Consider the following 22,124-nt stretch of genomic DNA (forward strand, 5'->3'; position numbering starts at 1 on the left):
GTGGGGCGGCTCTGGCGACGCGAGTTCTGGCGCCTGGCGACCCTGGTCGCCGTCGGGGCCCTGGTCGGCTGGCCCTTCTCCGCCATGGTGGCCGGCATCGCCGTCGGCCTGCTGATCTGCCTGACCTTCCACCTGCGCCAGCTGCACGCCCTCTACCAGTGGCTCACCCTGCGCCCCCAGGAGGAGCCCCCCGCCGCCAGCGGCCTGTGGGGCGAGCTGTTCGACCGCCTCTACCGCTACCAGAAGAGCCAGCGCCTCACCCAGCAGCGGCTGCGGGCCACGCTGCAGCGCATCCAGGAGTCCTCCGAGGCGATGCGCGACAGCGTGGTGATGCTCGACCGCCATGGCGACCTGGAGTGGTGGAACAGCGCCGCCGAACGCATGCTCGGCCTCAAGCCCCAGCTCGACCGCGGCCAGCACATCACCAACCTGCTGCGTGACCCGCGCTTCGTCGACTACTTCCACGGCCGCGACTATCGCGAGCCGCTGACCCTGCCCTCGCCCATCGACGAGAGGCTGATCCTGCAGTTCCAGATCACCCTCTACGGCGACGACGAGCGCCTGGTGATGGCCCGGGACATCACCCGGCTGCACCGTCTGGAGCAGATGCGCCGGGACTTCGTGGCCAACGTCTCCCATGAGCTGCGCACCCCGCTGACCGTGCTGGCCGGCTACCTGGAGACCTATGGCGACATGGTCGGCCAGCTGCCGCCGCGACTGGGCCGCGGCCTGTCGCAGATGAAGGCCCAGACCGACCGCATGCAGAACCTGGTCAACGACCTCCTGCTGCTGTCACGGCTGGAGATCGACCAGGGCGGGCGCGATGACGCCCCCTTGGCGATGGGCGCGCTGCTCGAGGCCGTGCAGAGCGACGCCACGGCGCTCTCCGCCGGTCGCCAGTCGATCGAGGTGGAGGTCGAGGAATCCCGCGCGCTGGTCGGCAGCGAGCAGGAGATCCGCAGTGCGCTCTCCAACCTGGCCTTCAATGCCGTGCGCTATGCCGGGGAGGGGCGCCATATCGTGCTGCGCTGGCGCCCCCATGGCGAGGGCGCCTGCCTGGAGGTGGAGGATGACGGCGAGGGCATCGACCCAGTGCATATCCCGCGGCTGACAGAGCGCTTCTACCGGGTCGACAAGGGGCGCAGCACCGCCACCGGCGGCACCGGGCTGGGGCTCGCCATCGTCAAGCACGTGCTGCTGCGCCACGACGCCCGGCTGGAGATCGTCTCTCGCCCCGGCCGCGGCGCCACCTTCCGCTGCCTCTTCCCCGCCGAACGACTCCGCGACACGATGGAGAAGGCTCAGCGCGCCTGAAAAGTCCCCTCCAGAATCGAAAATCCCGGCGATGGAGCCATCGCCGGGAAAGTCAACGATCGATACAGCAGGCAGCCTTAGAACTTGTAGACCACGCCAGCCTGGAAGAGGCTCTCGGTGGGATCGATTTCGATGGTTTGATCATAGACATCGAAATCTTCACTGGAGTAATCGGTCTGTGACCAATCGAGCCTCACGGCAACCCGCTCACCGATTGCCGTTTCCATGCCGACGCCGTAGCGGATGCCGCCGAAGCTCTCGTCCTCGGAATAGGAGTCGCCATCGCTACTGCTGCCACTGCCCCAAGGATCACTGTACTCGGAGCTACTGCTCCAGCCCCGAGAATACTCGAACTCGGTGCGCTGGTAGCCCAGACGCGCATACACGCTGGTGCTAGGGGTCACTTCCAGACCGGCCAGAGCGGCGATACCGTACGTCTTGCCGGACTCAAACCTTTGAAAGGACGAGCGCGAGCCACTGCCGGAAAATTCGCCTTCGTCATAGCTATAGGAGGAGGAGTCGGAGAACTCGGCCTCGGCATTGCTGGTACCGATATTGGCTTCCAGAGAAACGAACGCATTGGAGCCAACATCGAACTTCACACCCGCCAGCGCGCTTCCTGCTATACCGCTGGCATCATAGGAGTCTTGCTTGAAACTAAAGGAGTTAGTTTCGACATCGTCTGAATACGTGTCGGACCCGGACACTTCCACGGCCGTATCCTGATAGCCTGCTTGGGCACCCAGATAGAATTGCGGAGCCGCCAGCACAGCAGTGGAAGAGCCCGCCAGCAGCATGGCCGCAGGGATGGTGTAGATCGCCTTCATTCTTCAGTTCCCTTTACTTGCTAATTATATGCCTATTGTGGCGAAGCGAAGCATACTTAAACATTATATTTAAGTAAATAAGAATATATGCTACATAGATGTAAGCGATTTCCTACACGCCAGCTAACAAGCGCCCCTACCCGTTCAGCCATGCCGACAAGCTCGCGCTTCCGCCAGAAAGCGCGAGCCATTGGAACGGCGAGGATAAAGGAGCGTGTCAGCGCGCCTGAGGCGGCCCGCCAGGCGCCGCGCCGGCTTCGATGCCGCGGTAGTGGCGCTCCCACATCAGCACCGCCGCGGCCACGGCCCCGGGCAGCAGGAAGAGGTTGGCCAGGGGGATCCAGGTGATCAGGGTTACCCAGCCGCCATAGGTGAGGGTGGGCCACCAGCGCGCCTTCAGCCGGCGCCGCATGTCGGCGAAGCTGACCTTGTTGTTGTCCATCGGGTAGTCCAGGTAGGTGATCGCCATGATCCAGGCCGAGAAGGCCGCCCACAGCAAGGGCGCGACCAGGTTGAGCACCGGGATCCAGCTCAGCACGAAGAGCGCCGCCATGCGCGGCAGGATGTAGCCCAGCTTGACCAGCTCGCGCCCCATGGCGTCAACCGCCGTCTTCGCCAGGCCACGGTCGTCCAGCGGGGGCCGCCCGGTCGCCTCCACCTCCACCCGGGCGGCCAGGAAGCCGTAGAAGGGCGCGGCGATCAGGTGGGTCACCAGGGTGAAGGTGAAGAAGACGATCAGCACCAGGCTGACCACGAACAGCGGCCAGATCAGCCAGGAGAGCCACTCCAGCCAGCCCGGGACCATGGCCATCCAGCCTTCCAGCCAGCCGCCGAAGTGGCCAAGCACGTACCAGAGCATGGCCGTGTAGACCAGCAGGTTGACGACTATCGGCAGGAACACGTAGCGCCGCAGGCCGCGGGTGTAGACCAGGCGGGTCCCGCGGGTCAGCGCCGTCAGGGCATCGAGCATCTCAACGTCTCTTGATATCGCAGTAAAAGGCATCGTTCGGGGCTGATCCGGTGACAGCTCTGCGAGGAGGCGCTGTAAACCCTTCCCTGGGCGCTACCGACGCCATCCCTGGCGTAGGACCTCCTCTTCGAGCTGTCCCCGGCGCCCCTTACCTAGGGGCGGCGGCCTGCGATATTGACGGCCAAGCGGCGTTCGCGGTCAACCCTTGCGAGTGATCGCCTGCTCGTCGAGGTCGTCCGGGTCGGTGTGGCGGATATCGAGCCCCTTGACCAGGTAGACCACGTACTCGGCCAGGTTGTTGGCATGGTCGCCGATGCGCTCCAGCGCGCGCAGGATCCACATCAGGCTGAGGATGGGGGAGATCGAGCGCGCGTCCTCCATCATGAAGGTCATCAGCGAGCGCATGGCGCTGCGGTACTCGTTGTCCACCTCCTCGTCCTCGTGCACCAGCTTGAGCGCCAGCTCGGTGTCGAGGCGGGCGAAGGAGGTGAGGGCATCGCGCACCATGCGCCGCACGTGCTCGCTGATCACCCGAACCTCGACGAAGCCGCGGTTGCCGTTGTTGGCGTCGATCAGCTCGATGGCGTTGCGGGCGATCTTGCTCGCCTCGTCGCCGATCCGCTCCAGGTCGGAGGCGGCACGGATCACCGCCAGAACCAGGCGCAGGTCGGAGGCGGTGGGCTGGCGCCTTGCCAGCACCTGGGTGCTCTCCTCGTCGATCTTGATCTGCATGTCGTTGACCGCGCGGTCGTTGTCGACCACGCGCTGACCCAGTTCGGAGTCGCTCTCGAGCAGGGCCGCCACGGCATCCTGGACCTGCTTTTCGACCAGCCCGCCCATCGCCATCAGGTGGGTCTTGAGCTCCTCGAGCTCCTGGTTGAACTGCCGGGAGATATGCTGGCTGTGGATATCGCTGGTAATGTCCATGGGACCTCTCCTTGGGGCCGGCCGTCAGGCCATGCGCCCGGTGATGTAGTTCTCGGTACGCCGCAGGCGCGGGTTGGTGAACAGGGTATCGGTGGGACCATACTCCACCAGTTTGCCGTCCTGCAGGAAGGCGGTGTAGTCGGAGACCCGGGCCGCCTGCTGCATGTTGTGGGTGACCAGCACCAGGGTCAGGTGTGACTTCAGGTTGCGGATCAGCTCCTCGATCTTCAGCGTGGAGATGGGATCGAGCGCCGAGGCCGGCTCGTCGAGCAGCAGCACCTCGGGCCCCACCGCCAGGGTGCGGGCGATCACCAGGCGCTGCTGCTGGCCCCCGGAGAGCGACCAGGCCGAGGCGCGCAGCCGGTCCTTCACCTCGTCCCACAGCGCCGCCGAGCGCAGCGCCCACTCGATGATGTCATCGCGCTTGCGCTTGCTCAGCCCCCCCTGCAGGCGCAGGCCGAAGGCCACGTTGTCGTGGATCGACATGGGGAAGGGATTGGGCGCCTGGAAGACCATCCCCACCCGCCGACGCAGTTCCGCCACTGCCACTCCGGGCCCATGGATCTCCTCGCCCTCGAGATACACCTCGCCGGTGCGCTCCACCTCGTCGTTGAGGTCGTGGAGACGGTTGAGCACCCGCAGCAGGGTCGACTTGCCGCAGCCGGAGGGCCCGATGAAGGCCGTAACGCGGTGCCGGGGAATTCTCAGGGTGAGATCCCGCAACGCCGGCTTGTCCCCGTAGGCGAGACTCAGCCCCCGAATGGCCAGGCTGCTGACCTCGGGGGAAAAGTCGATGACCGCCGCCGGGTCGGGCGGCGGGCGCAGGTCCTGGGCGAATGGCATCGAGGCTCCCGGGTGGCGAGACGGTTCTGGGCTCATCGACGGGTGAGCGCCCCGTGACGCGTACTGAGATGATGACGCAGAAATATTGCAGTCAGGTTAAGCACCAGGATCACCAGCACCAGCAGCAGCGCCGTGGCATAGACCAGCGGCATCGCCGCCTGGACATCGCCGCCGTGGAAGGCCGCATCGAAGATGTGGTAGCCGAGGTGCATGAACTTCCTGTCAAGATGCAGGAAGGGGAAGTCGCCGTCCACCGGCACCTGCGGCGCCAGCTTGGCCACGCCCACCAGCATCAGCGGCGCCACCTCGCCGGCGGCGCGGGCCACGGCCAGGATCACCCCCGTGAGCATGGCCGGCGTGGCCATGGGCAGCACCACCCGGGTGAGCATCTCCAGCCGGGTGGCCCCCAGCGCCAGGGCGCCCTCGCGCTGCTGGTCGGGGATCCGCGCCAGCCCCTCCTCGGTGGCCACGATCACCACCGGCAGGGTCAGCAGGGCCAGGGTCAGCGAGGCCCACAGCAGCCCGCCGGTACCGAAGGTCGGCGAGGGCAGGGTCGCGTCGAAGAACCACTCGTCCAGGGTGCCGCCGATGCCGTAGACGAACACGCCCAGGCCGAAGACGCCATAGACGATGGACGGCACCCCGGCGAGGTTGCGCACGGCGATCCGCACCAGCCGCGTCAGCCGGCCCTGGTGGGCCACCTCGTTGAGGTAGATGGCCGCCAGGACCCCGAAGGGCGTCACCAGGACCGACATCAGCATCACCATCAGCACGGTGCCGAAGATCGCCGGCCAGACACCGCCGGCGGTATTGGCCGCCCGCGGGCCCTCCGAGAGGAAGCGCCAGACGCCCTCGCCCCAGGCGGCCAACTTGTCGGGCGGCGACATGGCGTTGGGGCGCCGCGCCCGCAGCACCTCTTCCAGCGGCACCGTCAGCCGCCCGCCGTCGGCGGTCGCGAGGGTCAGGCGGCCGCCTTCCATGTCCGCCTGCAGCTCGCGCAGCCGGGCTTTGGCGATGGCCAGCTCGCGGGCCACGTCGCCCCCCGCCTCGAGGGCGCGGACACGCGGCAGGATGACCTCGTCACGCAGGGTATCGCGGGCCCGGCGCAGCGCTGCCAGCTCGACCAGCCGCCCCTCGAGGGCCGCCCAGGCGGCCTCCCCCTCGAGGCGCTCTCCCGTCACAGTCTCCAGCGCCGTGAGCCGGCCGATTGCCTCTCCCCAGCGGCGGCGCTCCAGCACCACCAGGTCGCGCGGATGGCTGACCGCGGTGATGGCCGACACCGGAACCCACGCCCAGCGGGCGCCATCCAGGTCACGGTTGCCGGTCCGGTAGAGCCGTTCACGCCCCGTCCCCTCCGGCAGCGGGACCTCCCGTACCCGCTCGCCGGCGAGCTGTCGGCCGTCCTCGAGCACCACCAGGGCGACGGGCGCGGGCCAGAAGTGCCCCAGGCCGCGGACCGCCAGCAAGGCCAGCAGCGCCAGCAGCGCCAGCAGCGAGAGCGCCACGCTGCCCGCCGCCAGCCAGGCCCCGGGCCCCTCGCCCCGGGGCAGGCGCGCCCGTGAGCCGGATACTGGCCTCACGCCCCGCCTCCCAGGCGCCGGTAGCGCCGGCGCAGGCGGGTGCGCACCAGCTCGGCCAGGGTATTGACCAGGAAGGTGAAGGCGAACAGCAGCAGGGCCGCCAGCAGCAGCAGCCGATAGTGCTGGCCCCCGGGCCCCGCCTCCGGCAGCTCGATGGCGATGGTGGCTGCCAGGGAACGCAGCCCGTCCAGGGGGTTCCAGGTCATCAGGGCCGCATTGCCGCTGGCCATCAGCACGATCATGGTCTCGCCCACGGCCCGCCCGGCACCGATCATCACCGCCGAGAAGATCCCGGGGGATGCCGCCGGCAGCACCACCCGCCACAGGGTCTGCCAGCGGGTTGCCCCCAGCGCCTGGGCGCCCTCCGCGAGGCTGCGCGGCACCCCCGAGAGTGCGTCCTCGGCCAGCGCGTAGACGCTGGGCATCACCGCAAAGCCCATGGCCATGCCGACGATCATGGCGTTACGCACGGCGATATCGAGCCCCAGGCGCACCTCCAGCCAGTGGCGCAGGTCACCACCGAACGCCCAGGCCTCGAGCCAGGGAGAGAGCGCGTGGGCGGCGGCCAGCAGCAGCAGCAGCCAGGGCAGCAGCCACAGGCCCGCCCAGCCGAGCGGCATCGCCTGCTGCAGGCGCGGGGGCAGGCGCGACCAGAGGCCCCCCGCCAGCAGCAGGCCGGGCACCAGCAGCACCAGCATGGCCAGCACGTCCGCCAGGTGACGCTCGACCCAGGGGGCGAGCACCAGGCCGGCGACGAAGCCGATGACCACGCCGGGCAGCGCCTCCATGAGCTCCAGCGTCGGCTTGAGGCGGCTGCGCAGGCGCGGCGCCATGAACAGGGCCGAGTGGGCGGCCGCGCCCAGGGCCAGGGGCACGGCGATCAGCAGGGCCCAGGCCGCCGCCTCCAGGGTGCCCCATGCCAGGGGCACCAGGCTGACCCGGGCCGCCTCGTCCGTCCCCAGGGTGGCGGTGGGGTCCCAGCGATAGCGAGCCGGGTCATCCGCTCCCTCCAGGGGCAGCCAGAGGGCCTGCTGGCTGACCGTCTCTGTCGCGCCGGTTGGCCAGAACAGCGGCACCACCTCGACCGCCAGGAAGACACCGATGGCCAGCAGCGCGGCGATCACGCCGATGCCGCCCGCGGTGACCAGCACGGTGGCCAGGCGATCGCGCCCCTGACGCAGGCGGCGTCGAACGGGAGACGGGTGATGGGAGTCGGGCATGACCGGGCCTGCGCGAAACGGGGGCTAGCGGAATCGTACGACAGTGTGATGACAGGGAGATGACAGCATCAGCGGCCGGCCTCGTCCAGCACCAGCCCCTGTCGCTGGCGAAGGCGCCTCGCCTCGGGCAGGGCCACGAAGCCCAGTTCCTCGACGATCGCCTGCCCGGCCGGCGAGAGCACCAGGTCGAGGAAGGCCCGCTCGGCGGCCGGCAGCGACTCGCCGGGGGGCAGGTTGAGATAGAGGTAGAGGTCGCGGGACAGCGCATAGTCGCCGCGCCGTACCGCCTCGGGGTCGGGAAAGTGGCGCGCCCCCTCGGCATCGCGGCGTGCCAGGGCCTTCACGCCCGGCGTCAGGTGGTTGAGCCCGGCATAGCCGATGGCACGCGGGTCCCCCGCCACCGCCGCCACCACCGCGGCGGAGCCCGGGTGCTCGTTGATCTCGGGGCGGAAGTGGCCGCCGCACAGCGCGACACGCCGGAACAGCGCCTGGGTGCCGGAGGCCGCATTGCGGCCATGCAGACGGATGGGCCCCTCGGGCTCGTCGAGCCCCAGCTGTTGCCAACGCTGGATCCCCTCGCGCGCCCCGCAGCGCCGTGAGTCGGAAAAGATGGCATCCAGCTCGCGCGCCCCCAGGCTCTCGAGGGGGTTATGGCGATGGACCACGACCACCAGGGCATCCCGCGCCACCGCCACTTCCCGCGGTGGATAGCCATGGCGCTCGATGAAGGCCCGACGTTCGGCCTCGTTCATGGGGCGGGACATGGGCCCCAGCCGGGTGGTGCCGGCCACCAGGGCCGGTGGCGCGCTGGCCGACCCGCTGGCCTGAAGTTGCAGGCGGATGCCGGGATGCTGGCGGGTCAGCGCCTCGCCCCAGCGCAGCATCAGCCCCGCCATGGTATCGGAGCCCACGGTGCCCAGGGTCCCGGCGATCTGCTGGGCCTGGGCCTGGGGCGCGCCGAGCATGACCAGCAGCAGCCAGGGGGCGAGGCAACGACGCAGCACGGCAGACATCTCAGCTTCCTCGATAGGGTGAACCGGGCCTGAAACGGGGCATCTTGTCGCAATGGTGGTGAACCGATGGCCTCGCCGTATACCATGGCGAGCTGATGAACGCCCCACAACAACAACCCGAGTCGCTCAGGCTTCCATGACAGACATCGACGATATTCCCGCCCCCCAGGGCCGACTGACCCTCAAGCAGCTGGCCAGTCGCCAGGATACCAACCTTCACGGCGACATCCCCGGCGGCTGGCTGGTCGCCCGGATGGACCAGGCCGCCGAGGTGGCCGCCGGCCGCGAGGCCCGGGGCCGCACGGCCACCGTGGCCATCGAGGCCATGGACTTCCTCTGCCCGGTGCGGGTGGGCTCGATGGTCAACATCTTCACCCGGGTCAGCGAGATCGGCCACAGCTCGATCAAGATCGACGTGGAAGTGTGGATCCGTGCCCCCCATGAACGCGACCCCGACGAGTTGCACAAGGTCACCGAGGCCCGCTTCGTGATGGTCGCCCTGGACGACAACGGGCGGATCCGGGCCGCGCGCCAGGGCGACTGATGCCGTCGCCCTCCCCATCACCATCCCCGTAGCGAGAATGGGCGCCCGCAGGGGCGCCCATGGCGGGATGGCGGGCGAGGCCGCGCCTCAGGCGCCGACCTTCTCCCGGGTCTTCAGGTAGGCGAACTCGCCCACGTCGGTGAAGCGCTGCACCTTCTGCTGGAAGGCGGTGTAGGAGTCGTAGACCTTCCGCGACTCCTCGTCGGCTTCCACCTGCTTCTGGAGCACCTCCTGGGAGGAGGCGTAGAGCGCTTCCAGTACCTCCTCCGGGAAGGTGCGCAGTTCCACGCCATGCTCGCTGACCAGGGTATCGAGCGCCTCGGCGTTGCGCACCGCGAACTCGCTGATCATCGCCAGGTTGGAGGCCATGGCCGCCTCGCTGACCACCGCCTTGAGGTCGTCGGGCAAGGCGTTCCAGGCTTCCAGGTTGACCGTGCCCTCGAGGATGGCGCTGGGCTCGTTCCAGGCCGAGGTGTAGTAGTACTTGGCTACCTGGTGCAGGCCGAAGGCCAGGTCATTGTAGGGACCGACCCAGTCGGCGGCATCCAGAACGCCGGTCTGCAGGGAGGTGAAGATCTCGGAGCCCGGGGTGTTCACGGTGGTCACGCCGATGCCGTTCATGGCCTCGCCGGCCAGTCCCGGCAGGCGCAGCTTGAGCCCCTGCATGTCCTCCAGCGAGTTGATCTCCTTCTTGAACCAGCCGGCCATCTGGGTGCCGGTATTGCCCACCGGGAAGGGCTTGAGGTTGTGCTTGGCGTAAATCTCGTCCCAGAGTTCAAGACCGCCCCCATGGTAGAGCCAGGCGTTGGTCTCGGTGGTGTTCATGCCGAAGGGCACGGCGGTGAAGAACTGGGAGGCCAGGGTCTTGCCGCGCCAGTAATAGGAGGCGGAGTGGCCCATCTGGGCGGTGCCCTCGCCCACCGCGTCGAACACCTCCATGGCCGGCACCAGCTCGCCCGCGCCATGCACGCGGACCTTCATGCGGCCACCGGAGAGGCGCTCGATGCGCGCGGCGAAATCGTTGGCGCCGGTGCCCAGCGCCGGGAAGTTCTTGGGCCAGGAGGTCACCATGTCCCAGGTGATGGTCTCCTGGGCGCTGGCCGTGGAGATGAAGGGGGCGGCGGCGCCGGCGGCGGCACCGGCGCCGATGGTCTTGAGGCTGTTCTTGAGGAAGAGGCGACGTTGCATGCGAGCGTGACTCCAGGAGGATTATTGTTCCCGCAGTGGATGCGGGCTAAGGCGTGTCCGCTCACGAGTATGCGTCAAGGCCGAATTGCCCGGCAAGTGCCCGCACCTGACGTCAACGTCAACGAAAATCAGAGCGGCGTCAGCTTGGCGAACCCCAGCACCAGCCACTTGTCGCCCTCGCCCTCGAAGCTGACCTGGACCCGGGCACGCTCGCCCTCCCCCTCGGCGTTGAGGATCACCCCCTCGCCGAACACTGGATGGCTGACCCGCTGGCCCAGCGAGAGCGACGGCAACTCATCGCCCCCGTCCACCGAAGTCTGCCGCGAGAGCCCCATGGCCGGGCGGCCGGCGGTCACGGGCCGGGAGATCTGGCCGCGCAGCCGCACCTCCTCGAGATACTCTTCGGGCAGTTCGCGCAGGAAGCGCGAGGCGCGCTGGAAGGTCTCCTTGCCGTGCAGGCGGCGCAGCTCGGCGTGGGTCAGGTAGAGCTTGCGCATGGCACGGGTCAGGCCCACGTAGCAGAGCCGCCGCTCCTCCTCCAGGCGCCCCGGCTCCTCCATGGACATCTTGTGCGGGAACAGGCCCTCCTCGACGCCGGCGATGAACACCACCGGGAACTCCAGGCCCTTGGCCGAGTGCAGGGTCATCAGCTGCACGCAGTCCTCGAACTCGTCGGCCTCGTGGTCGCCGGCGTTCAGCGCGGCCTCGGAGAGGAAGGCCTCCAGGGCCGCGGTACCCTCGCCGGCCTCGGGGGGATCGAAGCTCTCGCCCTGGGTGAAGGCCTTGGCGGCGGTGACCAGTTCCTCCAGGTTCTCGACCCGGGCCTGCCCCTTCTCGCCCTTCTCGCTGCGATGGTGCTCGATCAGGCCGCTGCGCTCGATCACGTGATCGATGATCTCGTGGAGCGCCAGGCCGGCGGTGTCGTTGTCGAGGCGTTCGATCAGGTCGGCGAAGGCACGCACCGCCGTGGCGGCCCGCCCCTTGAGCGAGGCATCCAGCAGGCTGTCGTGCAGCGCCTGCCACAGCGAGACCTCGCTCTGCCGGGCGCGGTGGCGCAGCACCTCCACGGTGCGGGTGCCGATGCCCCGAGCCGGGACGTTGATCACCCGCTCCAGGGAGGCATCGTCATCGCGGTTGAGCAGCAGCCGCAGGTAGGCCAGGGCGTTCTTGATCTCCAGGCGCTCGTAGAAGCGCTGGCCGCCGTAGATGCGGTAGGGCACGCCCTGGCGGATCAGGGTCTCCTCCAGCACCCGGGACTGGGCGTTGGAGCGGTAGAGGATGGCGATCTCGCGCCGGTTGAAGCCCTCCTCGACCTTCTCGCGGATGGTGTCGACGATGAAGCGCGCCTCATCCAGGTCGTTGAAGCCCGAGTAGACGGAGATCGGCTCGCCCCTGGCGCCCTCGGTCCACAGCTCCTTGCCCATGCGCTCGCTGTTGTGGCGGATCAGGGCATTGGCGGCCTCGAGGATGGCGCTGGTAGAGCGGTAGTTCTGCTCCAGTCGTACGGTCTTCGTGCCGGGGAACTCCTGCTCGAAGCGCCGGATGTTCTCGATGCGCGCCCCGCGCCAGCCGTAGATCGACTGGTCGTCGTCGCCCACCACGGTCATCGGGGTCTTCATGCCGGTGAGCAGCTTGAGCCAGGCGTACTGCAGGGTATTGGTGTCCTGGAACTCATCGACCAGCACATGGCCGAAGCGCGCCTGGTAGTGGGCCAGCAGCGCCGGGTTGTCCCGCAGCAGCTCGAGACTGCGGAGCAGGAGCTCGCCGAAGTCCACCAGGCCACCTCGCTCGCAGGTCAGCTGGTAGCGCTCGTAGAGCTCGACCATCTGGGCCAGGTAGGCATCGCCATGGGCATCGACCTGGTGGGGGCGCAGCCCCTCCTCCTTGCAGCCGGAGATGAACGACTGCACCTGGCGCGGCGGGAAGCGCTCGTCATCGATGCGGTGGTCCTTGAGCAGCCGCTTGACCAGCCGCAGCTGGTCGTCGCTGTCGATGATCTGGAAGTGCTGGGGCAGCCGGGCATCCTGCCAGTGGGTGCGCAGCAAGCGATGGGCGATGGAGTGGAAGGTGCCCACCCAGACATTGCGCAAGGAGATGCCCAGCAGCGCCTCCAGGCGGGTGCGCATCTCGCGGGCCGCCTTGTTGGTGAAGGTCACGGCGAGCACGGCGTAGGGCGAGAGCCCCTCGGCCTGCATCAGCCAGGCGATGCGATGCACCAGCACCCGGGTCTTGCCGGACCCGGCCCCGGCCAGCACCAGCATGTTGCCCTGAGGCGCACTGACAGCCTCGCGCTGGGCCGGGTTCATGTGATCGAGAATCGCCGTGACGTCGTCCATGGGGAAGGCATCGCTGCTCGGAAAATGGGCCGATAGCTTAGCATATCGCGCCCGGCGGAGCCGGACGCGCCGAGCAGGGTACCCCTGAAGCTCAAGGGTCAGCCAAGGGGTTTCCTTGTCACTTTCTCCTTGATGCTGGTAGCTGGCCGCAGGCCTAGGGCTTGCCCTCCTGCTCAGGGAAGCGCAGCGGGTTGAGGCTCTTCTTTACTTCGCGGAGCTGCTCGGCGAGCTTCGGGCCACGGGTCTTGGCCACGCCCACCGCCAGCACGTCGATGAGCACCAGGTGGGCGATGCGCGAGCTCATCGGGGTATAGATCTCGGTGTCCTCGTGGACATCGATGTAGAGCGGCAGCGTGACCTCCTCGGCCAGCGGCGAGCCGCTGGGGCAGAGCCCGATCACCGTGGCGCCGGCTTCGCGGGCCAGGCGCACGCTGGCCACCAGCGCCCGGGTGCGGCCGGTCTGGGAGATCGCCACCACCACGTCACCCTCATTGAGGGTGACCGCCGACATGTTCTGCATGTGCGGGTCGGCGTAGGCCGCCGTGGAGATCTGCAGGCGGAAGAACTTGTGCTGGGCATCGAAGGCCACCGCGCCGGAGGCGCCGAAGCCATAGAACTCTACCCGGTTGGCCATGGCCAGGGCATTGATGGCCTGGCTCAGCGCCTCGTTGTCGAGCCGGTCGCGCACCGAGAGCAAGGTGCCCACGGTGGAATCGAAGATGCTCTGGGAGAATTCCGCCACCGAGTCGCTGTCATTCATCGAGAACTGGGCGAACTGGCTGCCCGAGGCCAGCATCTGCGCCAGCTGGAGCTTGAAGTCCTGGAAGCCGTTGCATCCCAGGGCGCGGCAGAAGCGCACCACGGTGGGCTCGCTGACCTTGGCCTCGGTGGCCAGGTCGACGATGCGCATGTGGATCACTTCCTCGGGTTGGCGCAGCACGAAGCGCGCCACCTTCTGCTCGGAGCGGCGGAAGTGCTCCATGCGACGTCTCATCTCATCGAACAGGGCGCGGCTCACGCGGGACTCCTTGCGGACTGGCCGCCCCGCGACGAGGGCGGAACGGCGGAACGATTGGCGGGTTCATGCTCACAGTATGCCCCAAGCCGGCGACCGATGCGCACTTCGGCGCCTGGGTACGGCCGAACAGCCGCGCAGGCGGCGAGCGTTGGCACAGCGTTGTGCGCTCGCAGCAGGCGCCGTCATCATTCTGTCAAGTGGGGTATAGTAAGACATGCAGTGTCGCGAATCTTTTAGGAGAGTCGATCATGCGCAATGTCGAACGGTTATCCTCCCTCAAGAGTGAGCTTCTCGACATCTTCATGAGCATGGAAGTCGTCGAACACGAGCAGCGTTCACGCACCGCCGCCCAGCGCAACCTGCGCGCCCGGCGCGGCATCGAACTGCACAACGAATTCAAGCGCCTGAGCCGGGACATCGCCCCGCTCCCCGACGAGGAGCTGGCGGAAGACGAGATGCACTGAGGTCGCATCACGCAACGAGCCCCGCCGGGGCGGGGCTCGTTGAAGGTACATCGTGCCGGTCTGTCCGACATTGTCGGCTCAGAGGCTCGAGACGAAGACCAGGATCACGCCCACCGGGGCCACGAAACGGGACACCAGGTGCCACAGCGTCGCCTGCCCGCCGGAGAGGTTCAGCTCGGTCGCCACGCTGTCGCGGTCCAGCCGCCAGGCCACGAACAGGATGGCCCCCAGGCCGGTCAGCGGCAGCAGGAACTTGCTGGTCAGGGTGTCCAGGAAGTCGAAGATGTTCAGGCCCGCAATCGACAGCTCGCTCCAGACGTTGAACGACATCAGCGCCGCGATACCCAGCGCCCAGACCGCCACGCCGCCCACCAGGGTGGCCGCCACGCGGGAGAGCGGGGTGCGCTCCTCCATCAGCTCCACCACCGGCTCCAGCAGCGAGATCGCCGAGGTCAGCGCGGCGAAGGTCAGCAGCAGGAAGAACATCAGGCCGAGGATCATGCCACCGGTCATGTTGCCGAAGGCCAGTGGCAGGGTGACGAAGATCAGGCCGGGTCCCTCGCCCGGGCTCAGGCCGTTGGCGAAGACGATGGGGAAGATGGCCAGGCCCGCCAGCAGGGCGATGGTGGTATCCAGGATGATCACCGTCCGCGCCGTGCCGATCAGGTTGACGTCCTCGCCCAGGTAGGAGCCGTAGGCCATCATGATGCCCATGCCCAGCGACAGGGTGAAGAAGGCCTGGCCCATGGCAGCCAGCACCACTTCGCCGGTGACCGCGCCCCAGTCGGGGCTGAACATGAAGGCCAGCGCCTCGCCGAAATGGCCGGTGGTCATGCCGTAACCCACCAGCACCAGCATCAGCACCACCAGTGCCGGCATCAGGGTGCGCACGGCGCCCTCCAGGCCCTTGGTGACACCACGCGCCACGATCCAGATCACCAGCGCCATGAAGGCGGTATGCCACAGGGTCAGGGCCACGGGGTTACCCAGCAGGCCGGTGAAGATCTCGCTGACGCCGTCGGAATCCTGGCCGGTAAAGGCGCCGGTCACCGAACCGAGGGTATAGGAGAGGGACCAGCCACCAATCACGCTGTAGAAGGAGAGGATCAGGAAGGCGGCCAGCACCCCGCTGGCCCCGACCAGTGCCCAGGCGGGCAGACGGCCATTCCTGCGGGCCAGGTCGACCATGGAGTTGATCGGGTTTTCCTGCCCACGGCGGCCGATCAGCCATTCGGCCACCAGGATCGGCAGGCCCACCAGGGCCACACAGGCCAGATAGATGAGCACGAAGGCGGCGCCCCCGCTATCACCCACCATGTAGGAAAAGCGCCAGATATTGCCCAGCCCCACCGCCGAACCGGTGGCTGCCAGGATGAAGGCCATCTTCGATGACCACTGTGCGTGGGAGAGTTTCGACATGTTTCACCCTGAGTGTACGTGTCGCCAACGGCCGGTCCGGCGCGATGACGGCTTGTGCTTGTCATTGCCACGTCCAGGGCGCCATGGGTCACACGACGCCGTCCAGAGCATGACAGGATCCAGGCAGGATCGCTGCCGTGTCGCATCTCGCACGTCCCGGGCCGGTGCGGCAGGGAACGGGAGAATGCCCGGGTGCCAGATACTCGCAAGATCCACGCGGGTTATGCGTAGGATCCAGTCAATATCCATGGGTATTGGCACTCCGGCCCATAAAACTATCCGATCAAACGCTCGATGGCCAGCCACGATGGCGAGATTATTGCCTCCCCCTTTGGGCGTAGTGCGACGGCCTGAAGCGCGCCTAGAAGAGCGTCGCCTGGCGCTCGCCGGCGAAGGCCTCGAGGGCGGGGAGTGGACAGTGTTCACGAAGCCGCGAATGCAGACGGCGCGCCAGTTCCGGCGCCCCGCGGTTGTCCGGCGTATGCACCATCAGGTAAGGGGTTTTCCCCTGATTTATCCACAGGATGAGTCGCTCGATCCAGGGCATGAAACAGCGCTCGTTGAGGTCGCCGTCGAGGTGGCCGATGAAACGCACCAGCGGGCTGTCCCCCGTGGAAAGCACGTGTAATGGGACTCTCGGCTTCTCGGCCTGGGCATGCTGGAGCCCCGGGTGGGCGCCGGGGGCGGTGGCGAAGAGTGGACGCACGTCGAGCATTACACGGTTAGCGCCATAAGTTATCAACATTCGGTTGAGGGCCTTCTCGGCCCTCCCCTTGTGGAAAAATTCCCTGTGGCGCACTTCCACCGCACAGGGAATCCCTGCCGGCCAGCGTGCCAGCAGATGCTCCAGCCGCGGCAGCTCGTCGGGACCGAAATCCCGGGGCAGCTGGACCATCATCGGGCCAAGCCGGTCATGCAGCGGGGAGAGTGCCTCGAGGAAGGCATCGAGGTCGGCCTCGATGGCGGCGAGACGCCGCTCGTGGGTCAGGCTCCCCGGCAGCTTGAAGCAGAAGCGAAAGTCCGGTGGTGCCTGGCGGGCCCAGGCTGCCACCGTCTCGGCCCGCGGGGCGCCACTGTAGAAGGTGGTGTTGCCCTCCACGGTGGAGAACACCCGGGCGTAGTCGGCCAGCCAGCCCTGATTGCCGCCATGGGGCGGATAGAGGCCGCCGCGCCAGTCGGGATTGGCCCACATGGGCAGCCCCAGGTGAAGGCGCGGCGGAGCATCCAGCGGGTTCACTCCACGGTGACGGACTTGGCCAGGTTGCGCGGCTGGTCCACGTCGGTGCCCTTGAGCACCGCCACGTGGTAGCTGAGCAGCTGCAGCGGCAGGGTATAGAGGATCGGCGCCAGCGCCTCGTGCACATGGGGCAGGCGCAGCACGTGAACGTGCTCCTCCTCGTTCAGTCCCACCTGCTCGTCGGCGAAGACGAAGAGCTCGCCCCCCCGGGCGCGGACCTCCTGAAGGTTCGACTTGAGCTTGTCGAGGAGCTCGTCGTTGGGCGCCACGGAGATGACCGGCATCTCGCTGTCGACCAGCGCCAGCGGACCGTGCTTGAGCTCGCCCGCCGGGTAGGCCTCGGCGTGGATATAGGAGATCTCCTTGAGCTTGAGCGCGCCCTCCAGGGCGATGGGAAAGTGGGCGCCGCGGCCCAGGAAGAGGGCATGGTGCTTCTCGGCGAAGGCCATGGAGAGCCGCTCGATGGCCGGGTCCAGCTCCAGTACCCGTGCCACCAGGCCGGGCAGTTCACGCAGCCCCTGGACCAGGCTTGCCTGCTCGGCCTCGGCCAGGCCTCGTACCCGGCCGAGCGCCAGGGTCATCAGCATCAGGGCGGTGAGCTGGGTGGTGAAGGCCTTGGTGGAGGCCACGCCGATCTCGGGCCCGGCCTGGGTCATCAGGGTCAGGTCCGACTCGCGCACCAGCGAGCTGCCCGGCACGTTGCAGATCGCCAGGCTGGCCAGATAGCCGCGCTCCCGCGCGAAGCGCAGCGCCGCCAGGGTATCGGCGGTCTCGCCGGACTGGGAGAGGGTCACGAAGAGGGTGCCCTCCGGCACCACCACCTGGCGATAGCGATACTCCGAGGCAACCTCCACCTGCACCGGCACCCCGGCGTAGCGCTCGAGCCAGTAGCGGGCCACCATGCCGGCATGGTAGCTGGTGCCGCAGGCGACGATGTGGATCTGCCTGACCTGCCGGAAGAGGGCCTCGGCCTCGGGGCCGAAACTCTCCACCAGCACCGAGCGCTCGCCCAGGCGCCCCTCCAGGGCGGCCGCGATCACCATCGGCTGCTCATGGATCTCCTTGAGCATGAAGTGGCGATAGTCGCCCTTGCTGGCCGCCCCGTCGCCATGCTCGAAGGTCTGCACCTCGCGCTCGACCGGCATGCCCCGGGCATCGAACACCTCGATGCGCCCGCCGGCGGAGAGGCGCACTGCGTCGCCCTCCTCGAGGTAGATGAAGCGGTCGGTGACCTGCAGCAGGGCCAGGGGGTCGGAGGCCAGGAAGGCCTCGTCGATGCCCACCCCCACCACCAGCGGGCTACCCTTGCGGGCCCCGATGACGACGTCGGGTTCCTCGGCATGGATCACCCCCAGCGCATAGGCGCCGTCCAGCCGGGCCAGTACCCGCCGAACGGCGGTGAGCAGGTCACCGGCCTCGCGGCTCTCCCGCTCCAGGAGGTGGGCGATCACCTCGGTATCGGTCTCGGAGGTGAAGGCGTAGCCCTCGGCCTCGAGCTCGCGCCGCAGCGCCTCATGGTTCTCGATGATGCCGTTGTGTACCACCGCCAGCCGTTCGCCGGACTGGTGCGGATGGGCATTCACCTCGCTGGGGCGGCCATGGGTCGCCCAGCGGGTATGGGCGATCCCGCTGCGTCCCGGCAGCGGCTCGGCGACCAGGCGCTCCTCCAGGGCCGCCACCTTGCCCAGGGCACGCCGTCGCTGCAGGCGGCCCTCCGGGGCGAGCACCGCCATGCCGGCGGAGTCATAGCCGCGGTATTCCAGGCGCTTGAGCCCCTCCAGCAGGATACCCTGGACGTTGCGTTCGGCAACGGCACCGACGATTCCACACATATGACCTCTCCTCAGGGTTCCTGGCGCTTGGTCGGCCGCGGCCAGTCGGCCTTGCTCACCTGGCGGCCCCGGGAGACGGCCAGGGCGTTGTCGGCGACATCCTTGCTGATGGTCGAGCCGGCACCCACGGTGGCGCCGCGGCCGACACTGACCGGCGCCACCAGCGCCGTGTTGGAGCCGATGAAGGCCTCGTCGCCGATCTCGGTGCGGTGCTTGTTGACGCCATCGTAGTTGCAGGTGATGGTCCCGGCACCGACGTTGACATCATGCCCGAGCCGGGCGTCGCCCACATAGCTCAGGTGGTTGATCTTGCTGCCCTCGCCCACCTCGACGTTCTTGGTCTCGACGAAGTTGCCGACCCGGGCCCCCACCGCCAGCCGCGAGCCGGGCCGCAGCCGGGCGAAGGGACCGATGCGATTGCGCCCGGCCACCACCGCCCCGTCGAGGACGCTGTGGGAGTCGACCACGCTCTCGGCGCCGACATGGCTGTCGCGGATCACGCAGTGGGGACCGATGCGCACCCCCTCGCCCAGTTCCACCTCGCCTTCGAAGACGCAGCTCACGTCGATCTCCACGTCATGGCCGCAGGTCAGGCGGCCACGCACGTCGAGGCGCGACGGGTCGGCCAGCGCCACCCCCTGCTCCATCAGTCGCTCGGCGATGTCGTGCTGGTGGGCGCGCTCCAGGCGGGCCATCTGGGCACGGTTGTTGACGCCCTCGACCTCCAGCGGTCGCGCCGGCTGGGCGGTGGCGATGCTCACGCCCTCGGCGGCGGCCATGGCGATGATGTCGGTCAGGTAGTACTCGCCCTGGGTGTTGTCGGCGGAGAGACGCGGCAGCCAGCGCCGCAGCTGGGCGGCGGTCATGGCCATGATGCCGGTATTGCACTCGCGCACAGCCCGCTCGGTCTCGGAGGCATCCTTGTGCTCGACGATGGCCACCACCTCACCGGCCGCATTGCGCAGGATGCGCCCGTAGCCTGCGGGGTCCTCCAGGGTCACGGTGAGCAGGCCCAGGTGCCGCTCGTCGACGTGGGCCAGCAGCGCGACCAGGGTCTCGCGGCGGATCAGCGGCACGTCGCCGTAGAGCACCAGCACCCGGCCCTCGCCGAGCGCCTCCAGGGTCTGGGCCACGGCATGGCCGGTGCCCTTCTGCTCGGCCTGCAGGGCGAAGTGCACCCGGCAGTCGGCCAGTGCCTCGCGGACCTGCTCGGCCCCGTGGCCCACCACCACATGGGTGCGCTCGGCCTCGAGGCCCCGGGCAGTGTCGATCACGTGACGCACCATCGGCTTGCCGGCCAGGCGGTGCAGCACCTTGGGCCGGGTCGAGCGCATGCGGGTTCCCTGCCCCGCTGCCAGTATCACCACGTCGAGCGTCATCATGACTCCTTGTGCTGGTTCGTCTGATCCCGTCTATTCTAGGGGGCGTCGCGCCTCTCCCGCCATGTCTAGGGGCGGCTCGCATCCGCCGCCGCGCCGGATGCCGGTCCATCGACCACGGTGACGCCGAGGTCGTCGACGGCCTCGCGGCCGAAATGGTCCACGAAGGCCGGGCTGGCGAGGCTCGTCCAGCCCTCGCCCTGGCGCACCAGCATCAGGACCGCGAGCGAGCGCTCCCGGGCCAGCGCCATGCCCGCCTCCTCGCCGAGCACCAGCAGGGCGGTGGCCCAGGCATCGGCCCAGGCGTCGGAGGGGTGGACGACGGTGACCGAGGCCAGGCGGTGGTCGATGGGCCGGCCGGTGCGCGGGTCCAGGGTATGGGAGTAGCGCTGGCCGTCGTGTTCGAAGTAGTTGCGGTAGTCGCCGGAGGTGGCCACCGCGATGTCCTCCAGCGGCAACACATGCCGGGCGGCCTGGGGGCCATCCCGGGGGATCTCGACGCCGATGCGCCAGGGCTCGGACTCGGCGTCACGATGGCCGCGCACCCTGACCTCGCCGCCCAGGTTGACCAGAAAGTGGTCGAGCTCCTGCCGGGTCAGGTAGGCCACCACCCGGTCGGTGGCATGGCCCTTGGCCACGCCGGAGAGGTCGACGAAGACATCGCGCAGGCGACGCGCCTGGAACGCCTGCTCGTCGACCTCCAGGCTGTCGGGGCCGATCTCGGCCAGTCGGGCGGCCAGGGTGGCCTCGTCCGGTACCTCCCGGGGGCGTGCCTCGGGCCCGAAGCTCCACAGGTTGACCAGCCCGCCGATGGTCATGTCGAAGGCCCCGTCGCTGGCCTCGGCCACCGACTGGCCGATGGCCAGCACCTCGATCAGCGCGTCGGAGAGCGGCTGCCACTCGCCCAGCGGCGCCTCGTTGAAGGCCATGAGTTCGGAATCCTCGCGCCAGGTGGACATGGCCGCATCCACCGCCTCGAGCTCGGCCTGGATGCCCTCCTCCAGCTCATTGGCCTCCCCCTGGGTCAGGGGGTCGGCGATGGTCACCTGGTAGAAGGTGCCGAAGGTCTCTCCCTCCAGGGTCACCGGCGAGTCCAGCGGCCGGTCGCGTTCGGAGCAGCCCGCCATCACGAGGATCAGCAGGAGCAGCCACAGGGAACGCCAGACGCTCATGACGGGGAACCTCCGAATAGCCAGATCAGGGCCACGCCCAGCACCAGGCGGTAGACCACGAAGGGCTGCATGCCGATGCGCTTGATGAAGACCAGGAAGAAGTGGATGCAGAAATAGGCACTGATGCCCGAGAGCAGCGCCCCCATGATCAGGGCGTCCCAGTCCACCGGTCCGGGGGCGCCGGCGAGCCCGACGATCTCCAGGCCACCGGCCAGCACGATCACCGGGATCGACAGCAGGAAGGAGAAGCGTGCCGCGCTCTCCCGGTTCAGGCCCAGCAGCAGCCCCGCGGTCATGGTGATGCCGGAACGGGAGGTGCCGGGGATCAGCGCCAGGGCCTGGGCCAGGCCGATCCAGAGGGCATCCTGCCAGCTCAGGTGGTACTCGTTGCGCGAGCCGCGGCGGCACCAGTCGGCGTAGGCGAGCAGCAGGCCGAAACCGATCAGGCCGCCGGCGATGACCAGCGGTGAGCGCATGACGACCTCGATGGTGTCCTGGAAGGCCAACCCCGCGAGCCCCACCGGGATGGTGGCGAGGATCACCCACCAGGCCAGACGCGCTTCCTCATCGGTGCCGCGCCCCACCACGCTTCGGCACCAGCTGGCGGTCATGCCGACCAGCTCATGGCGGAAGTAGAGCACCACCGCGCTCAGGCTGCCGATGTGCAGGGCGACGTCGAAGGCCAAGCCCTGGTCGGTCCAGTCGGTGAAGACCGGCACCAGGATCAGGTGGGCGGAGCTGGAGATCGGCAGGAACTCGGTCAATCCCTGAACGATCGAGAGAACAACGATCTGTAGCCAGTCCATGAAACGGTCCGTGTGGGTGGAAGGCGCCGACACCT

Annotated in this window: 19 protein-coding genes; 3 read left to right on the top strand and 16 right to left on the bottom strand. The window is 68.3% G+C overall.

Annotated features, from left to right (window positions below; genetic code table 11):
- Positions 1–1,314: a phosphate regulon sensor histidine kinase PhoR gene (gene phoR / locus P8934_RS18525; protein ID WP_278032317.1), complete on the top strand. Its 1,314-nt coding sequence runs from the start codon at positions 1–3 to the stop codon at positions 1,312–1,314.
- A 77-nt stretch (positions 1,315–1,391) separates the two neighbouring features.
- On the opposite strand, the gene P8934_RS18530 is transcribed toward phoR, so the two are convergent.
- The 7 genes from P8934_RS18530 to P8934_RS18560 all read right to left on the bottom strand — a co-directional run bounded on the left by P8934_RS18530 (position 1,392) and on the right by P8934_RS18560 (position 8,694).
- Positions 1,392–2,141 (bottom strand): outer membrane beta-barrel protein, encoded by a 750-nt coding sequence (locus tag P8934_RS18530; RefSeq protein WP_278032318.1) that lies wholly within the window; start codon positions 2,139–2,141, stop codon positions 1,392–1,394.
- 217 nt (positions 2,142–2,358) lie between these two features.
- Entirely contained in the window at positions 2,359–3,111 is a 753-nt protein-coding gene (gene cysZ / locus P8934_RS18535) for a sulfate transporter CysZ (RefSeq protein ID WP_278032319.1), read from the bottom strand.
- Positions 3,112–3,309: 198 nt separating this feature from the next.
- A complete protein-coding gene (gene phoU, locus P8934_RS18540) occupies positions 3,310–4,038 on the bottom strand; it encodes a phosphate signaling complex protein PhoU (protein WP_250062413.1) in 729 nt (242 codons plus the stop codon).
- Between the two features lie 24 nt (positions 4,039–4,062).
- Entirely contained in the window at positions 4,063–4,881 is an 819-nt protein-coding gene (pstB, locus tag P8934_RS18545; protein ID WP_278032320.1) for a phosphate ABC transporter ATP-binding protein PstB, read from the bottom strand.
- 32 nt (positions 4,882–4,913) lie between these two features.
- Positions 4,914–6,461, bottom strand: a complete 1,548-nt coding sequence (pstA, locus tag P8934_RS18550) for a phosphate ABC transporter permease PstA (RefSeq protein ID WP_278032321.1) — start codon at positions 6,459–6,461, stop codon at positions 4,914–4,916.
- On the bottom strand, positions 6,458–7,681 hold the full coding sequence (locus P8934_RS18555; protein ID WP_278032322.1) for an ABC transporter permease subunit: 1,224 nt from the start codon (positions 7,679–7,681) through the stop codon (positions 6,458–6,460). The genes pstA and P8934_RS18555 overlap by 4 nt, the downstream gene beginning before the upstream one ends.
- 68 nt (positions 7,682–7,749) lie before the next feature.
- Positions 7,750–8,694 carry a phosphate ABC transporter substrate-binding protein gene (locus tag P8934_RS18560; RefSeq protein ID WP_278032323.1) on the bottom strand — a complete coding sequence of 315 codons (945 nt, stop codon included), beginning with the start codon at positions 8,692–8,694 and terminating at the stop codon, positions 7,750–7,752.
- 136 nt (positions 8,695–8,830) lie between these two features.
- On the opposite strand from P8934_RS18560, the gene P8934_RS18565 reads away from it, so the two are divergent.
- Complete coding sequence (locus tag P8934_RS18565) at positions 8,831–9,238, top strand: acyl-CoA thioesterase (protein ID WP_106229642.1); 408 nt, start codon at positions 8,831–8,833, stop codon at positions 9,236–9,238.
- Between the two features lie 87 nt (positions 9,239–9,325).
- On the opposite strand, the gene P8934_RS18570 is transcribed toward P8934_RS18565, so the two are convergent.
- From P8934_RS18570 to hexR, 3 genes are all read right to left on the bottom strand, one after another.
- Positions 9,326–10,426, bottom strand: coding sequence for a TRAP transporter substrate-binding protein (locus tag P8934_RS18570; protein WP_278032324.1), 1,101 nt, complete (start codon positions 10,424–10,426; stop codon positions 9,326–9,328).
- A 128-nt stretch (positions 10,427–10,554) separates the two neighbouring features.
- Complete coding sequence (gene uvrD / locus P8934_RS18575) at positions 10,555–12,762, bottom strand: DNA helicase II (protein WP_278032325.1); 2,208 nt, start codon at positions 12,760–12,762, stop codon at positions 10,555–10,557.
- Between the two features lie 154 nt (positions 12,763–12,916).
- A complete protein-coding gene (gene hexR / locus P8934_RS18580; protein WP_278032326.1) occupies positions 12,917–13,780 on the bottom strand; it encodes a transcriptional regulator HexR in 864 nt (287 codons plus the stop codon).
- Positions 13,781–14,028: 248 nt separating this feature from the next.
- On the opposite strand from hexR, the gene P8934_RS18585 reads away from it, so the two are divergent.
- Positions 14,029–14,244 carry a hypothetical protein gene (locus tag P8934_RS18585; protein ID WP_106231186.1) on the top strand — a complete coding sequence of 72 codons (216 nt, stop codon included), beginning with the start codon at positions 14,029–14,031 and terminating at the stop codon, positions 14,242–14,244.
- A 78-nt stretch (positions 14,245–14,322) separates the two neighbouring features.
- Here the strand turns inward: P8934_RS18585 and P8934_RS18590 are convergent, their stop codons facing one another.
- From P8934_RS18590 to P8934_RS18615, 6 genes are all read right to left on the bottom strand, one after another.
- The gene (locus tag P8934_RS18590) at positions 14,323–15,663 is read right to left on the bottom strand and encodes a sodium-dependent transporter (RefSeq protein ID WP_278032327.1); all 1,341 of its coding nucleotides are present in this window, start codon (positions 15,661–15,663) and stop codon (positions 14,323–14,325) included.
- Positions 15,664–16,024: 361 nt separating this feature from the next.
- Positions 16,025–16,855, bottom strand: a complete 831-nt coding sequence (locus P8934_RS18595) for a DUF72 domain-containing protein (protein ID WP_278032328.1) — start codon at positions 16,853–16,855, stop codon at positions 16,025–16,027.
- A 41-nt stretch (positions 16,856–16,896) separates the two neighbouring features.
- A complete protein-coding gene (glmS, locus tag P8934_RS18600) occupies positions 16,897–18,732 on the bottom strand; it encodes a glutamine--fructose-6-phosphate transaminase (isomerizing) (protein WP_278032329.1) in 1,836 nt (611 codons plus the stop codon).
- Between the two features lie 11 nt (positions 18,733–18,743).
- Positions 18,744–20,111: a bifunctional UDP-N-acetylglucosamine diphosphorylase/glucosamine-1-phosphate N-acetyltransferase GlmU gene (gene glmU, locus P8934_RS18605; RefSeq protein WP_278032330.1), complete on the bottom strand. Its 1,368-nt coding sequence runs from the start codon at positions 20,109–20,111 to the stop codon at positions 18,744–18,746.
- A gap of 68 nt (positions 20,112–20,179) precedes the next feature.
- The gene (locus P8934_RS18610; protein ID WP_278032331.1) at positions 20,180–21,283 is read right to left on the bottom strand and encodes an FAD:protein FMN transferase; all 1,104 of its coding nucleotides are present in this window, start codon (positions 21,281–21,283) and stop codon (positions 20,180–20,182) included.
- Entirely contained in the window at positions 21,280–22,089 is an 810-nt protein-coding gene (locus tag P8934_RS18615; RefSeq protein ID WP_278032332.1) for an undecaprenyl-diphosphate phosphatase, read from the bottom strand. The genes P8934_RS18610 and P8934_RS18615 overlap by 4 nt, the downstream gene beginning before the upstream one ends.
- Positions 22,090–22,124 lie beyond the last annotated feature (35 nt).

The sequence above is a fragment of the Halomonas sp. CKK8 genome (assembly GCF_029625235.1).
GTDB classification, from domain to species: Bacteria; Pseudomonadota; Gammaproteobacteria; order Pseudomonadales; family Halomonadaceae; genus Halomonas; species Halomonas ventosae.

Bases quoted from the DNA above. Each gene is read 5' to 3' on its own strand.
- P8934_RS18610 (WP_278032331.1), bottom strand. From the start codon at position 21,283: ATGAGCGTCTGGCGTTCCCTGTGGCTGCTCCTGCTGATCCTCGTGATG.
- cysZ (WP_278032319.1), bottom strand. From the start codon at position 3,111: ATGCTCGATGCCCTGACGGCGCTGACCCGCGGGACCCGCCTGGTCTAC.
- P8934_RS18595 (WP_278032328.1), bottom strand. From the start codon at position 16,855: ATGTGGGCCAATCCCGACTGGCGCGGCGGCCTCTATCCGCCCCATGGC.
- P8934_RS18585 (WP_106231186.1), top strand. From the start codon at position 14,029: ATGCGCAATGTCGAACGGTTATCCTCCCTCAAGAGTGAGCTTCTCGAC.
- P8934_RS18555 (WP_278032322.1), bottom strand. From the start codon at position 7,681: ATGCCCGACTCCCATCACCCGTCTCCCGTTCGACGCCGCCTGCGTCAG.
- uvrD (WP_278032325.1), bottom strand. From the start codon at position 12,762: ATGGACGACGTCACGGCGATTCTCGATCACATGAACCCGGCCCAGCGC.
- P8934_RS18590 (WP_278032327.1), bottom strand. From the start codon at position 15,663: ATGTCGAAACTCTCCCACGCACAGTGGTCATCGAAGATGGCCTTCATC.
- pstB (WP_278032320.1), bottom strand. From the start codon at position 4,881: ATGCCATTCGCCCAGGACCTGCGCCCGCCGCCCGACCCGGCGGCGGTC.
- P8934_RS18615 (WP_278032332.1), bottom strand. From the start codon at position 22,089: ATGGACTGGCTACAGATCGTTGTTCTCTCGATCGTTCAGGGATTGACC.
- phoU (WP_250062413.1), bottom strand. From the start codon at position 4,038: ATGGACATTACCAGCGATATCCACAGCCAGCATATCTCCCGGCAGTTC.
- glmU (WP_278032330.1), bottom strand. From the start codon at position 20,111: ATGACGCTCGACGTGGTGATACTGGCAGCGGGGCAGGGAACCCGCATG.
- P8934_RS18565 (WP_106229642.1), top strand. From the start codon at position 8,831: ATGACAGACATCGACGATATTCCCGCCCCCCAGGGCCGACTGACCCTC.
- P8934_RS18570 (WP_278032324.1), bottom strand. From the start codon at position 10,426: ATGCAACGTCGCCTCTTCCTCAAGAACAGCCTCAAGACCATCGGCGCC.
- P8934_RS18560 (WP_278032323.1), bottom strand. From the start codon at position 8,694: ATGTCTGCCGTGCTGCGTCGTTGCCTCGCCCCCTGGCTGCTGCTGGTC.
- glmS (WP_278032329.1), bottom strand. From the start codon at position 18,732: ATGTGTGGAATCGTCGGTGCCGTTGCCGAACGCAACGTCCAGGGTATC.
- P8934_RS18530 (WP_278032318.1), bottom strand. From the start codon at position 2,141: ATGAAGGCGATCTACACCATCCCTGCGGCCATGCTGCTGGCGGGCTCT.